Source organism: Acinetobacter sp. 148, from assembly GCF_031196675.1.
GTDB lineage: Bacteria > Pseudomonadota > Gammaproteobacteria > Pseudomonadales > Moraxellaceae > Acinetobacter > Acinetobacter baumannii.
Window position 1 is genome coordinate 85,252 of the sequence record NZ_JAVIMT010000014.1, and the last position, 14,406, is coordinate 99,657.

A 14,406-nucleotide genomic window follows, 5' to 3' on the forward strand; every position below is an offset into this window, starting at 1 on the left:
CTTTTTTTATTCATGTAAGTTTGTGGTAATTTTCTGCATGATTTGTAGAAGAACATCAAACTCACTTTGCAACGGCGTACTTTTACGGGTAACAAGTGCTAAAGTACGGCTAGGTGCGTCTTCAATTGGTTTTGCAGTAATCTGATCATTAAATTTGATCATACTATTTTCAATTGCGATTTCTGGTAAAAGAGTAAAGCCTAAATCGGAAGAAACCATCTCAACCAATGTTGGTAGAGAACTTGCTTTTAAGCGGTTATCGTTTTTACGTTCACCAATTGGACAGGCACTTAATACGTGATCACGTAAACAGTGGCCTTCTTCAAGCAAAATAAGACGTGATAAGTCAAGGTCATCAAGTGAGTTTGCTTGAAGTGCATTTGTATCTTGTTTACTACAAACAAGATATAAATTTTCTTTTGAAATTTCAGCTACTTTTAAACTTCTTGTGTCAAAAGGTAGGGCAAGGACAATCATGTCCAAATTACCATGTTCTAGGCGCTCTACAATCTTCTCACTTTGAGCTTCATGTAAATGCAACTGAATCTTCGGTAATTGTTGATGCACTTCATCAAGTAACCGTGTCAGGATAAAAGGTGCAATTGTTGGAATAACACCCAAATGAAGATCACCTGTTAATGGTTCACTCATTTCACGGCTTAAACGCATTAAATCCTGAGCATCTGCTAGCAATACACGGGCTCGAGCAACAACTTGCTCACCTAATGGCGTTAAACGCACATTCTGACGGTCACGCTCAACCAGAACGCCACCTAGTAGCCTTTCTAGCTCCATAATGCCGCCCGATAAAGTCGATTGGGTAACAAAAGAGCGACGTGCTGCTTCAGTAAAATGCAAAGTTTCCGACAACGTAACTAAATATGATAGCTGTCTTAGTGAGGGTAATGCAGCCATAGTGTCCTAGTATGATGATTTAAAATGATGCGCAAATAAACCGCTAAGCTGTGGAATAAAATGGGCAGGGATATCATGCCCCATTCCATCAATTAATTCAAACTTAGCACCGGAAATTGCTTTTGCTACGGCCTTACCGTGACTCGGTGGAAGTAAGCGGTCACGAGAGCCATGCAAGACTAAAGTGGGTTGCTTAATTTCACGGTCCAGTTGCAGTAAGGAACCTGTACATAATATTGCTAAAAACTGTTGAAGTACACCGGCAGGATAGTAGCTACGTTGATAAAGTTTTCTTGCAGTTTGAACGGCTTCAATATGGTTAATATAACCAGGAGAACCAATCAATTGGAATAATTTTAAACTGTGATTCACAATTCCTTCTTCATCACGTGATTCTGGCTTGCCAATCAAGCTTAAAAGTTGCTTAGGGAATGGTGGTGGTAGAAACGGTTGATTATTACTGGTAAACATCAAACCTAATTTTTCTACTTTTTCCGGATATTTTGCAGCGAGAATCTGGGCAATCATGCCCCCCATTGAGGCACCAATCACATGTGCTTTGCTTACTCCTAAACGGTCGAGAAGCATAGAAACGTCATCTGCCATATCATAGAGCGTATAAGGCGCACCCTGATTTCTTAGCCCTAGAGCAAAACGTCCCATCAATTTCATAGTATTTAAACGTTTACCTTGATGGCGGACTTTTGAAGAAAGGCCAATATCACGGTTATCAAAACGAATAACACGAAAACCTTGATCAATGAGTGATTTGCAGAAAAAGTCCGGCCAAAATAGCATTTGGGCACCTAAACCCATAATCAGCAAAATAGTCGGATGTTCTGGTTTTCCACCTACTTCTACATGTAGCTCGATACCATTGCCTAAATTGACTTTGGTTTCCTGCATAAATGGAGTATACGGTGAAATACTAAATTGTAAGGCGCTATTCATGTTATTCATTCCTTGAGGGAATACTCAAGATCATGAGCATTCCCAATTTAAACCTTATGCTTGGGTAGGAATAAGATCTGGAACAAGCTTAGTTAAAGTTAAACGTTGCTTGCCTGCTGTTGCACCTAACAATACGAAACCACGCAATGTTCCTTCATTGTCAATTGCTTTGGCAAGCATACCATCGTCGAATTCTTCAGTTTCCCAATTTACATCCACATCAACGGGTGCCGGTAAAACTGTAAGCGGTGCAGCCGGAGTTTTTACCGCAACCGGCATAGCAGGGTAATGTACATTTGTTTGTTGACCACTTAATGTTTTTGCTAGAGCACGGGCTTGTTGCATAATTGGCATTACATATGGAAGTAGGGTACCGTTAACTTCCGCACAGTCGCCAATCGCATAAATATCTGCTTGATTGGTTTCAAGCAAACTATTGGTAATCACACCACGGCTGGTTTGAATATTTGCGCTTTGAGCCAGAGAAATATTCGGCTGTAAGCCAATCGCTGAAAGCACAATATCAGCGACCAAAGTTTGACCATTTGCCAATGTAACCGCGTAATCTTCACCGTTATTGATTTTACTGACTTTTTCAACGGTTGTGCCTAAGGCAAATTTAACACCCGCTTCTTCAAGATTCTGCTGGAATGCTGAAGCAATGTGTGAAGGTAATAAACGGCCTAATGGTTGAGGCGCTAAATCAATTACTGTTACATCATATTCGCTATGAAGTAAGTCATTGGCAAATTCACAACCAATTAAACCTGCACCCAAAATCACAACACGTTTATCTTTGCGCTGAGCTAGATTTTCTCGGAAAGAACGATAGTCAATGAGTGAGTTCACTACATGGATGTCATCACTACCATCACCAGCAATAGCAAGGCGAATCGGGTTAGCACCGACAGCTAAAATTAATTTTGAATAGGGTTGCTGAGAAATAACGCCATCTTTTTCTAGAACAAGTTCATGACGCTCAGCTAAAATTTCTTTCACCCAAGTAAAAGGTTCAATACGCATATTGAGTTGGGCACTCATTTTTGCAGCATCACCTAATGGAATCTGTTCTGGGGCTTTTTTTCCTGCAAAAGCGTTGGATAAGGTTGGTTTTGCATAGTTCACCGCATCATCCGCACAAATCATCACAAGTTCTTGCTCTGGGTTAAGCTTACGGAATTCACGTGCTAAGGTATAACCCGCCATGCCTGATCCGATAATGACGATTGGATGCATTTTTTTCTCCAGAATTAGAATTGTTAATTTAAAACGGTGATTGGTGATATATAAAAAAGACCATGTAAATCATGGCCTTTTAATTTAAGACATTAGATTTCGATCATTTCGAAGTCAGCTTTTGAAACGCCACAATCAGGGCAAGTCCAGTCATCAGGGATATCTTCCCATTTTGTTCCAGCTGCAATGCCGTCTTGTGGCCAACCTTCTGCTTCATCGTAAATCCATCCACAAACGATACATTGATATTTTTTCATGAGACTCTCCGCACTGATAAGTTTGCTCAAAGCTGCCTTTCAGTAAAACTATTCCATCTATTAATAATGTAACTACGATCCGCTCAATAATAACTAATGTCGCTTTGATCGGATATCAAATTTTTACGCAGTTCTACATTTAAAGTAAAGCATATAAGGGAGTTTAATCATTCATAAGCAAAGATGAATGGCATATCGAGACAAATAAATGGTTATTTAGGCAAAAATTCAACATAAACACATAATAAATCATATGTTTTTAAGAGTTTATTCATGCAAGGAGACGGTGAGTGATATGAAGGGTTACAAAAAGAGCAAAGCATTTATATAAATAAAGTTCTTAAAAAAGTAATCTGGTTAATAAATGGACAAATAAATTAATGCTTATATAAAACAGAAAAGTTTATTGAACATTTAATTAACGGAGAAAAAGGAATTCGAATATGGAAACTCTAATATATGAAGTAGAAATTAATGCCCCTATAGAAAAAGTATGGGACGTACTCTGGAATAGTGAGACCTATAATGCATGGACGAAATTCTTTGCTCCAGATTCTTCAATGCGCACAGATTGGAAAGTCGGTGGTAAAACATATTTTCTAGACGGAGAAGGAAATGGAATGGTTTCGACCATTGAAGAAATGAAAAAGCCTGAAGTACTAATTTTTAAACATTTAGGAATGATTAAAGACGGGAAAGAAGACTTAGAAAGTGAAGAGGTGAAAGGCTGGAGTGGTTCGCTAGAAAAATATTTTTTAAGTCAAAATGGGGGTACTACAACGGTAAAAGTAGAATTAGCCACCTTACCTGAGTACATCGGTATGTTAAAAAGTGGCTTCGTTCAAGGCTTTGAAGCTGTAAAACAAATGGCTGAAAAATAAGTTTCTGTAATTCGATTTGTTATCTTTTTACATAATAAGTTTTTTGAAAATTATGTGTCATACGTAAATTCAAGCAAAATATTTTTTATGAATTTTGGTAATGAGATCATTAAGACGAGAAGGATAAGCAAGACGATGATGGCCTCCGTCATAAGTTTCTATTGTCATATATGGTGACAGCTTTTCCTGTACTTGATACATATCAAGTTGCTCGTCTCCTAACTCTAGATAAGCCATTTTAGGGTTAGAGTGGTCAAGATCTTCGTCACAAAGGTGAGGGTAATCATTACGAAAATTAGGTGTAAGGCTTGGGTTGGCAACAATAACAGCTAATTTATGTTGAGCTGCAGTTTTCAAAGCCCAATAACCGCCGAGGCTATGACCGACTAACAAATCAGGTTTAATTGTTTCAATCGCTTGATGATAAAAGTCTTTAACTGAGGCATAACTTAGGTTGCGATAATCAACATCAATACAAAATTTTTCAGGATGTAAAATGGCATGAAATTTTGTTGATTCACGAGAAGAATCCAAGCCATGTAAAAATAGAATTTTCATTATTTACTACACAATCTCATAGATAAAATAAAAGGCAAATAGGGCCTTTTCAAATCGAGGTTATTTGGATTTTTTTATATTTTACTCAAACCTAAAAAAAATGAACTTAGCGATTGGTCTAAGTAATTTTTATCATTCAATGTCCACTCAGATTGACGGCTTGGACTTTTTTCGTTTTTGTTTGATTGAAATCGTTCGAAAAACCTCAGCAATCTGTTAAGCTATGCCACTTCATTTTTACTTAACCGAGGCAGAGATGACGCAACAAAACGCTCAATCGACTTCTGAACCAACTATTTCCGAAAACGATTTAATTGCACAGCGTCATGCCAAATTAAAGCAAATCCAAGATGTTGCAAAGGAAACTGGAAAGAGTCCTTGGCCAAATACATTCAAACGTGAACATTACGCTGCTGATTTACAAGAACAATTTAAAGATCAGTCTAAAGAACAAATCGAAAGCGCTGAACATGTTTATGTAAAAGTTGCTGGCCGTGTCATGTTAAACCGTGGTTCTTTCATGGTGATTCAAGACATGACTGGTCGTATCCAATTATATGTTGACCGTAAGGGTTTACCAAAAGATACGCTCGAAACTATTAAAGGTTTAGACCTTGGCGATATTATTGCTGCAGAAGGTTATATCGGTCGTTCTGGCAAAGGTGACTTATATGTACACCTTGAAGGTTTTGAACTTCTTACAAAATCGCTTCGTCCATTGCCGGATAAATTTCATGGTTTGAACGACACAGAAGTTAAATATCGTAAGCGTTATCTTGATTTAATTGTTAATGAAGAAACGCGTAAGACTTTTGAAATTCGTGCCAAAGTCGTTGCAGGTATTCGCGCATTTTTAACCAATGAACGTTTCATGGAAGTTGAAACGCCAATGATGCATGTGATTCCGGGTGGCGCGTCTGCACGTCCGTTTGAAACGCATCATAATGCTTTAGATATGCCATTATTCTTGCGTATCGCACCGGAGCTTTATTTAAAGCGTTTAGTTGTTGGTGGTTTTGAGCGTGTGTTCGAAATTAACCGTAACTTCCGTAATGAAGGGGTGTCAACACGTCATAACCCTGAATTTACCATGATCGAGTTTTATCAGGCATATGCTGATTATAAAGACTTGATGGCTTTGACTGAAAACATGCTTGAAAAGCTAGCCCTTGATATTTTAGGTACGACTGATGTGCCTTACCAAGGTGAAGTATTTAGCTTTAAAGGACCATTCAAGAAAATCTCTATGTTTGATGCGATCTTGGAGAATAATCCGCAGTTCACACCTGAAAATGTAGGTGATCGTGAATTCCTTGCAAAATTTGTCCGTGAGGAATTAAAAGAAGAAGTTAAACCTGGTTTTGGTTTAGGTAAGCTTCAAACGATTGTTTTTGAAGAAACAGTTGAGACTAAACTTCGTCAACCTACCTTTATTACTGAGTACCCAGCAGAGACTTCTCCACTTGCTCGCCGTAATGATGATAATCCGCACATTACTGATCGTTTTGAGTTCTTTATTGGTGGCCGTGAATTGGCAAACGGCTTTAGCGAGTTAAATGATCCGATTGATCAGGCTGAACGTTTCCAAGCGCAAGTTGCTGAAAAAGATGCTGGTGATGATGAAGCAATGCATTACGATGCAGAGTTTGTTGAAGCACTTGAATATGGTTTACCTCCAACAGCGGGTGAAGGTATTGGTATTGACCGTTTGGTTATGCTTTTTGCAGATGCACCAAGTATTCGTGATGTGATTTTATTCCCGCATATGCGTCGTAAAGAAGGTTAATTTAATCTTCAATGCAGAAAAAGGCAGTTTATACTGCCTTTTTTATTAACTATTTATATATAAAAAATACTTAAGTTATAGAAAACTTAAAGCACCGTTAAAAAATGTAATTGCACAGTTTAACAATTGCAAATTTGCGATAAAAAAATTAATGTGTTGCTCATAAATAACTTTGAGAATTGTGCTGACATGTTTTTAAGAAAAACACTTTCGATTGCATTATTAGCAACTGCTTCATCGGCTGTTTTTGCACAAGGTTTAGTGCTTAATAATGATGATTTACGTACCGACTTAAACTGGTTGAATCAACAAGGTGTTATTAACATCAGCACTTCTACTTGGCCATTAAGTGGTGATGAAATTCAAAGAGCACTCTCTCAAGCTAAAGTGACTCATCCAGCACAACAAAAAGTTATTAATTCAGTTCTCAATGCATTAAAAGCAGATAACGATACAGTTAAAGTGGGTGCTTTTGCTGAAACTGATATTAAAAATATTCCTCAAGCATTTGGCGATAACCAAAAATCGCAGTACCAAGGTTCATTAGAGTTTAATGCTGGTGGTGAAAATTGGGATGCAAAAATCCGTGTAAACGCAGAAAAAGACCCTCAAATTGATAGTGGGCATGACGTTAACGTTGAAGGTTCATATGTCGCAGGTAAGCTCTGGAACCAGTGGCTTGTTGCAGGTCAAATTCCAACATGGTGGGGCCCTGGACATGATGGTAGCTTAATACGTGGCGATGCAAGTCGTCCTGTGTATGGGGTAACTATGCAGCGTGCTGTACAAGACGCTTTTGAAAATAAATGGTTATCTTGGATTGGGCCGTGGCAATACCAATTATTTGCTGGCCAGTTAGATGATTATAAAGCTGTTCCTCATGCTAAATTATTAGGTATGCGTGTAACTGCGCGCCCAGTTCCTTCTTTAGAAATTGGCGCCTCAAGAGCAATTCAGATTGGTGGTGATGGGCAACCAGATAGTTTTAAAGCGTACTGGAATGCGGTTATTGGTAAAGACAATGGTTGTACTGAAAATAGTTGTGTAGGTGAAGACAACGCATCTAATCAGTTAGCAGGTTTTGATGCTCGTTTACAATTGCAACCTTTGTTTAATATTCCAGTTAGTGTTTATGGGCAATATATAGGTGAAGATGAAGCAGGTGGTTTGCCATCGAAGAAGATGTATTTAGCGGGTGCTGATTACTCTTCTATGATTAATAACATGCCTTATCAAATTTATGCGGAATGGGCCGATACGCGTACTAATGGCGATGTAAGAGGTATTTCATATAACCATCATCAATATACAGATGGCTATTACCAACATGGTTTCCCATTAGGTCACGCGATGGGTGGCGATGGACAAATGTATTCTGTGGGTGGTGATATCCGCTTTGACGTGATGAACCGTTTAAGCGGTCGTGCTATGGTGGTTAAAGTTAACCAATCTAACTTGGCAATTAATAAAGCATTCCCTAAAGATGATGAAATTAAAGCGCTTGATCTAACTTGGACACATTACATTAAACCTGATCTTCCATTAAAAATTAATGGTTGGGTAAGTGATTCTGACTTAGAAGGTAATGATGCTGGTGCATCAATTGGAGTAGAAATTCCTCTAGAGCGTAAAATGTTTGGTTTCTAATTTTTAGTTAACCTTATAATAAGAAAGAGAGGCTACAGAGGCTTCTCTTTTTTATTGTTTTTAGAGAAATCCAAAGCACAGATGGTGATTTGCTTAAGTTGACTACACCAGTTACGATTTTAAAGTTATAAGTGAATCAGCATATTACATGTATATGATGAATTTGAATATCAATATGAAAAAACAAGCAAAAGAAAACAGTTTTAAATCACTATAATGCATAACTAATGCTATAAGCCTCATAAAGGGCTTGTGGTTGGACTATTTATCACGAAAAATTGGAGTTGTTATGGCACTCGTTCCTCCACATGGTCTTCTAAGTGGTGGTGTAATACCGCTTCTAGATTTTATGGGCAAAATGGATAGAGAAGGGCGTGTTCATGACTGAATCAAGACTTACACATCTCAAGCAACTTGAAGCTGAGAGTATTCATATTATCCGTGAAGTAGCCGCAGAATTTGAAAATCCAGTCATGCTTTACTCAATTGGTAAAGACTCGGCTGTGATGCTTCATCTTGCATTGAAGGCATTTTATCCTGCAAAACTTCCTTTCCCTTTATTACATGTAGATACAGGCTGGAAGTTTAAAGACATGATCGCGTTTCGCGATAACATGGCAAAAACACATGGTTTTGATTTAATTGTTCATCAGAATAAAGAAGGCCGTGAAGCAGGAATCAACCCATTTGATCATGGCAGTTCGAAATATACGGATATTATGAAAACCCAAGCTTTAAAACAGGCTTTGGATAAATATCAGTTCGATGCTGCTTTTGGTGGGGCGCGCCGTGACGAAGAAAAATCACGTGCGAAAGAGCGTGTGTATTCATTCCGTGATAGTAAACATCGTTGGGATCCTAAAAACCAACGTCCTGAACTTTGGAATCTTTACAACGGCAAAGTGAACAAAGGCGAAAGTATTCGTGTATTCCCGTTATCAAACTGGACAGAGTTGGATATCTGGCAATATATCTATTTAGAAAATATTCAAATTGTTCCTCTTTATTTCTCTGCTGTTCGTCCTGTGGTTGAGCGTAGTGGTACGCTAATCATGGTTGATGATGAACGTATGCGCTTAAAAGAGGGTGAAGTTCCACAAATGAAGTCTGTACGTTTCCGTACGCTTGGCTGTTATCCATTAACAGGTGCAGTTGAGTCTGAAGCTGATACATTGCCAGAAATTATTCAGGAAATGCTGTTGGCAACAAGTTCTGAGCGTCAAGGTCGTATGATTGACCATGATGAAGCAGGCTCAATGGAAAAGAAAAAGCAAGAAGGCTATTTCTAAGACAGTTTCTAAATTTGTGGAGTTTGAGCAATGTCTCATCAATCAGACTTAATCAGCCAAGACATTCTGGCGTATTTAAAACAACATGAACAAAAAGACCTTTTGCGCTTTTTGACTTGTGGTAACGTAGATGATGGTAAAAGTACCTTAATTGGTCGTTTACTTTATGATTCAAAATTGATTTATGAAGATCAATTGCAAGCTGTAACACGTGACAGTAAGAAAGTGGGCACGACAGGTGATGCACCAGACTTGGCATTACTTGTAGATGGTTTGCAGGCTGAGCGTGAGCAGGGTATTACCATTGATGTTGCTTATCGCTATTTTTCGACTGAAAAACGTAAGTTTATTATTGCTGATACACCGGGCCATGAACAATACACTCGTAACATGGCAACAGGTGCATCGACTGCTGATCTTGCAATCATCCTGATCGATGCGCGCTATGGCGTACAAACTCAAACCCGTCGTCATACGTTTATTGCGAGTTTGCTTGGAATTAAAAATATTGTTGTTGCCATTAACAAAATGGACTTGGTTGAATATTCATCTGAACGTTTTAATGAAATTCAGGTTGAATATGATGCGTTCGTGAGCCAATTGGGTGATCGCCGTCCAGCCAATATTTTATTTGTTCCAATTTCTGCTTTAAATGGCGATAACGTTGTAAATCCATCAGCTCATACTCCTTGGTACAAGGGTCAAACCTTAATGAGTATTCTTGAGTCTGTGGAAATCAACCGCGAGTCAAGTAAACATGAATTCCGTTTCCCTGTTCAATATGTAAACCGTCCAAACCTCGACTTCCGTGGCTTTGCGGGTACAGTTGCATTAGGTGAAATTAAAGTTGGTGACGAGATTGTGGCGTTGCCTTCTGGTAAGCGTTCTACAGTTAAAGAAATTGTTACTTTTGATGGTAATCTTGAGCAGGCAGATGCGGGTCAGGCAGTCACCTTAACGTTAAATGATGAAATTGATATTAGTCGCGGTAATGTCTTAGTACGCGCAGGCGAGCAACCATTAATTTCAAGAAGTGTTCGTGCTTCAGTGGTATGGATGAATGAACACCCACTTGTAAAAGGTAAGTTGTACAATATTAAGATTGGTACACAAACTGTTCCAGCAAAAGTAACTAATATTAACTACCGTGTAAATGTGAATACGCTCGAACACACTCAAGTAGAAGAGCTTGAGTTAAATGCGATTGCAGATGTTGTGGTTGAGTTTGATGCTCCAGTCGTGTTTGACCGTTATCAAGATTCACGTTACACAGGTTCATTTATTTTTATTGACCGTTTAAGTAACGTAACTGTTGGCGCGGGCATGGTAGAAGCCGCGGTAGAGTGGACGGCTCATAGTAATCCTGTTACTGCTGAAGATCGTGCTGCTCGTTTAGGTCAAAAACCTGCTGTTATTGGTGTTTCTGCACAGTTAATTGAAAAAGCTCAAGCTTTAGAAAGTTTACTGATTCAGCAAGGTGTAGTTGCGATCGCGAAAACAAGCTTAACAGCTGAGCAATTGGTTCTATTACGTGAGACGGGTGTTATTATTATCACAACCGCTGTGGATGGTACAGATACCGAGATAACTGCTGAAACGGTAGAAGAAGCAGTAGAGAAAATTGTGGAATTAGTTCGTCTTTAATAGATTGAAAATAAGTTCTAAAAACCCGCGTAAGCGGGTTTTTTATTAAGTTTAGAAAACATTTTGAGCTTTTAAAGTTAAATATTCTCTTAAATCTTTAGGGTAGCTCTGAATCATTTTTAAAAATATATCTCGATCACCTTGATATAAGGCGCGTGTTGCTTCCTCGTAATTTGGCATATTGCCTAACATAGCAGACATAAAGCGGTCGATGGCTTGTTTGGCTAGCATAATATTGCCTTCAGAATTTGGGTTATTTAACTCTTTATCAATTAACTTGCGAATCACTGCTGATGCACTCGCACTTTGTTGATCTAACCAATCCCAATGTTTTTTCTGTAAAGTGATTTCACGCGAAATTACTCCAAGTTTAGGTCGTCCAACTTTTTTAATTTCTTCCGGTTCAGCATAACGTTGTTGAAGCTCTTGCTCCGAACCAGAAAGATCAAGATCAATTTGTTGACCTGTTTGATCATTAAAAATCAGAATATTTTCTGTTGTTTTAGGAAGAGCTTTTAGTTTCTTTGCAAGTTCAACAAGGGAGTCACTCGCAATAAGCGTGCTTCCAGTGAAAGCAGTATAGGTGATTTTAGTATTCATTTTAACCACATATTTTTATCTGGGTAAAATGATATTATCAGGGTAAAATTAATTTGGCAAATGGTAAAATCATAACCAAAGAATTAACTGATTTTATGAGTGCAGTCTCTGAGATTAGGACTATAAAAATAGTCAAGATAATATGCTATTTAAAATTTTACTCTGCTTTAGTATCGCTTTTATGAGAGAATACGCCTTTAGTTGTATGTATAGAGACTCCTATGTTTGAGCAATCTCCTGAATCTTTAAGCGATATCGAAATTTTAGACATTTTACAGTCGATGAAAAAAGATAAGCTAGATACGGAAGCCAATGAGATCATCCGTAACGGGGGAAAAGCAGGACGTCAGGAAGCACATAAGCAGGCTTTGGTGGCACTAAATACAAATTTTGAAGAGAAGTTTGTAGAGGCGGTTACTCTTGCACTAGGTTTAAATGCAGCTCAAGCTAAAAAAATTCGCTATAAAAAAGATCGAATTCGTATTTTAAAAGCGCGTGGTATTGATTATCTTGCTATTGATGGCGCAGAGACAGCGCAAGTTTTGGCACAAATTTCACAAGCAATTGTCCGAGAAGATGCAATAGTTACTCATGACTTGCATAATATTTTCCCATTTTGGAAAGAAGGCTTTCCAATGGTGCAATTTGATAATGCCTATAAAATTTTACAAGAAGATATTAGCTTGCACTTTCATGCGTTCTTAGACGCCATGATTGAGTATGTAAATAAATAAAAAATAAAAGCCCCGATAGGGGCTTTTATTTTTTATAGTAGAGCAAATTACATCGTACTAAAAAGTGGGAAAACACCAATCACTAATGCTGTACCCATTAACACCATACAAGTGATAAATGCCCACTTAAAAGTGAACTTTTGATGGTCTGCAAAGTCGACTTTAGCAAGACCACATAACAAGTAGGTTGATGGAACGAGAGGTGATAACAAATGCACTGGCTGACCTACAATTGATGCACGAGCAATCGCTTCTGGGCTAATACCATAATGTGAAGCTGCTTCAGCAAGAATTGGCAATACACCATAGAAGAATGCATCATTTGACATAAAGAACGTCAATGGCATACTCACCAGGGCAGTAATTGGCGCTAGATATGGCCCCATACTTGTAGGGATCATTGCAACAAATTCTTTAGACATGGCTTCAACCATGCCTGTACCAGATAAAATACCTGTAAAAATACCTGCAGCAAAAATTAAACCTACAACAGCCAAGATACTGTCTGCGTGCATAGCGATACGCTTTTTCTGCATATCAACATCAGGGTAGTTGATGAGCATTGCAATACAGAACGCCAGCATGAATAACACTGACATCGGTAAAATACCTTTGATCAATGCAATCATAAGAAGAATGGTGAGTACCATATTTACTTTACGTAAATGTGGACGAGTTGCTTCAGGGTCTTTTGAAACTGTAATGTTATCACCATGGTGACTTTCAAGCTCAATCACGCCTAAACGTTTTTGCTCATAGCGACCATATAAATATGCCAAGAAGAATAACCAGCCAATACTAATCACCATTGGAAGAATCATTGGTACAAAGATATGGCTTGGGTCAACTTGGAGTGCACTTGCTGCACGCGCAGTAGGGCCACCCCATGGGGTCAGGTTCATTACACCACTACATAACAACATAAGTGCTGTCATGATCAGTGTATTCATACCGAGGCGTTGATAAAGAGGGAGCATGGCTGCCACGCAAATCATGTAAGTGGTTGAGCCATCGCCATCAAGAGAGACTAATGTAGTTAAAAAAACAGTCCCTAATGTAATTTTTAGGGGATCACCTTTAACTTTTTTCAAAATCCATTTAACCGGAGGATCGAAAAGACCTGCATCGATCATTAAGGCAAAATATAAAATTGCAAATAATAGCATTACGCCAGTAGGCGCAAGTTTTTTGATGCCATCTAGCATCATTTCACTGAGACCTTTAAGCTCAATATGGCTCAAGCTTTCAAAGTAGTGACCAAGGCCCCAGGCAATAAGAGAAAAAATAAATGGGATGAGAATTAAAGCAATAATAGGGCTTAAACGTTTGGACATGATTAAATACATGAAGCATAAAATCATACCAACACCAAGTAATGTCAGCATACAATCAATCCTTTGCCTTTAGTTTTACTGAACAAGTTTATTCAAAAACTCTGACCTCGATTATTCTTATGAATTTTTATTAAAAAGACAAATAATATATTTAGTTTATTTGGTTAATATATATTCACTTGGAAAGGTATATTTTGAAGAAATACTGAACATATATAATAATGGTATAGTCTATTTATAATGTATAGTGCTTATTATATATACTTATAAAACCTTTATCATGTTTGAAATTATCATGTATTTTTAAAAATTATATTCTGTTTGAATACTGAAATGAGAAGTATACCCATTTACAATGCTTCTACTCCCTACGTTACATAACGAAAGTGAATCTGTAAATCTTTTATGTGCAAAATTTTATTTTAATTCAATTTAATTTTTTTATTTTAATGAATGAGTTAATTTATATATTTGAAATTGTGATTAGGATAATTAATTTAACTTTTAATATAAAATTATTTAAAAATAATAATTATCTTAAAAGGAATAAATTATTTATCAAAAAAATATCCTG

At 37.7% G+C, this 14,406-nt stretch carries 14 protein-coding genes; 7 read left to right on the forward strand and 7 right to left on the reverse strand.

The genetic code is table 11. The annotated features are described in order from the left end of the window. Positions 1-6: 6 nt before the first annotated feature. From oxyR to rubA, 4 genes are all read right to left on the reverse strand, one after another. Entirely contained in the window at positions 7-915 is a 909-nt protein-coding gene (oxyR, locus tag RFX69_RS02140; RefSeq protein ID WP_000729506.1) for a LysR family transcriptional regulator OxyR, read from the reverse strand. 6 nt (positions 916-921) lie between these two features. Beyond that, the gene (estB, locus tag RFX69_RS02145) at positions 922-1,866 is read right to left on the reverse strand and encodes an esterase EstB (protein ID WP_001083350.1); all 945 of its coding nucleotides are present in this window, start codon (positions 1,864-1,866) and stop codon (positions 922-924) included. A 54-nt stretch (positions 1,867-1,920) separates the two neighbouring features. Then, a complete protein-coding gene (rubB, locus tag RFX69_RS02150) occupies positions 1,921-3,102 on the reverse strand; it encodes a rubredoxin reductase RubB (protein WP_289332999.1) in 1,182 nt (393 codons plus the stop codon). A 92-nt stretch (positions 3,103-3,194) separates the two neighbouring features. Beyond that, positions 3,195-3,359, reverse strand: coding sequence for a rubredoxin RubA (rubA, locus tag RFX69_RS02155; protein ID WP_000760495.1), 165 nt, complete (start codon positions 3,357-3,359; stop codon positions 3,195-3,197). 443 nt (positions 3,360-3,802) lie between these two features. On the opposite strand from rubA, the gene RFX69_RS02160 reads away from it, so the two are divergent. Then, positions 3,803-4,240 (forward strand): SRPBCC domain-containing protein, encoded by a 438-nt coding sequence (locus RFX69_RS02160; protein WP_000449051.1) that lies wholly within the window; start codon positions 3,803-3,805, stop codon positions 4,238-4,240. A 69-nt stretch (positions 4,241-4,309) separates the two neighbouring features. On the opposite strand, the gene RFX69_RS02165 is transcribed toward RFX69_RS02160, so the two are convergent. Further along, positions 4,310-4,798: a YqiA/YcfP family alpha/beta fold hydrolase gene (locus RFX69_RS02165; RefSeq protein WP_000697203.1), complete on the reverse strand. Its 489-nt coding sequence runs from the start codon at positions 4,796-4,798 to the stop codon at positions 4,310-4,312. 256 nt (positions 4,799-5,054) lie between these two features. Between RFX69_RS02165 and lysS the strand changes: the two genes are divergently transcribed. The 5 genes from lysS to cysN all read left to right on the forward strand — a co-directional run bounded on the left by lysS (position 5,055) and on the right by cysN (position 11,164). Beyond that, positions 5,055-6,584 carry a lysine--tRNA ligase gene (gene lysS, locus RFX69_RS02170; protein ID WP_000193744.1) on the forward strand — a complete coding sequence of 510 codons (1,530 nt, stop codon included), beginning with the start codon at positions 5,055-5,057 and terminating at the stop codon, positions 6,582-6,584. Positions 6,585-6,773: 189 nt separating this feature from the next. Then, positions 6,774-8,231, forward strand: a complete 1,458-nt coding sequence (locus RFX69_RS02175; protein WP_289332998.1) for a capsule assembly Wzi family protein — start codon at positions 6,774-6,776, stop codon at positions 8,229-8,231. A 256-nt stretch (positions 8,232-8,487) separates the two neighbouring features. Then, a complete protein-coding gene (locus tag RFX69_RS02180; protein WP_002011285.1) occupies positions 8,488-8,619 on the forward strand; it encodes a hypothetical protein in 132 nt (43 codons plus the stop codon). Continuing rightward, the gene (gene cysD / locus RFX69_RS02185) at positions 8,612-9,520 is read left to right on the forward strand and encodes a sulfate adenylyltransferase subunit CysD (protein ID WP_000140408.1); all 909 of its coding nucleotides are present in this window, start codon (positions 8,612-8,614) and stop codon (positions 9,518-9,520) included. Before RFX69_RS02180 ends, cysD begins: the two co-directional genes overlap by 8 nt. A gap of 30 nt (positions 9,521-9,550) precedes the next feature. Continuing rightward, positions 9,551-11,164 (forward strand): sulfate adenylyltransferase subunit CysN, encoded by a 1,614-nt coding sequence (cysN, locus tag RFX69_RS02190; RefSeq protein WP_289332997.1) that lies wholly within the window; start codon positions 9,551-9,553, stop codon positions 11,162-11,164. A gap of 51 nt (positions 11,165-11,215) precedes the next feature. Here the strand turns inward: cysN and RFX69_RS02195 are convergent, their stop codons facing one another. After that, a complete protein-coding gene (locus RFX69_RS02195) occupies positions 11,216-11,773 on the reverse strand; it encodes a DUF2239 family protein (RefSeq protein WP_199939558.1) in 558 nt (185 codons plus the stop codon). Between the two features lie 212 nt (positions 11,774-11,985). Between RFX69_RS02195 and RFX69_RS02200 the strand changes: the two genes are divergently transcribed. Further along, a complete protein-coding gene (locus tag RFX69_RS02200) occupies positions 11,986-12,498 on the forward strand; it encodes a hypothetical protein (RefSeq protein ID WP_000462912.1) in 513 nt (170 codons plus the stop codon). Positions 12,499-12,545: 47 nt separating this feature from the next. Here RFX69_RS02200 and RFX69_RS02205 read toward each other — a convergent pair whose 3' ends face one another. After that, entirely contained in the window at positions 12,546-13,883 is a 1,338-nt protein-coding gene (locus RFX69_RS02205) for a CitMHS family transporter (protein ID WP_000956799.1), read from the reverse strand. Positions 13,884-14,406 lie beyond the last annotated feature (523 nt).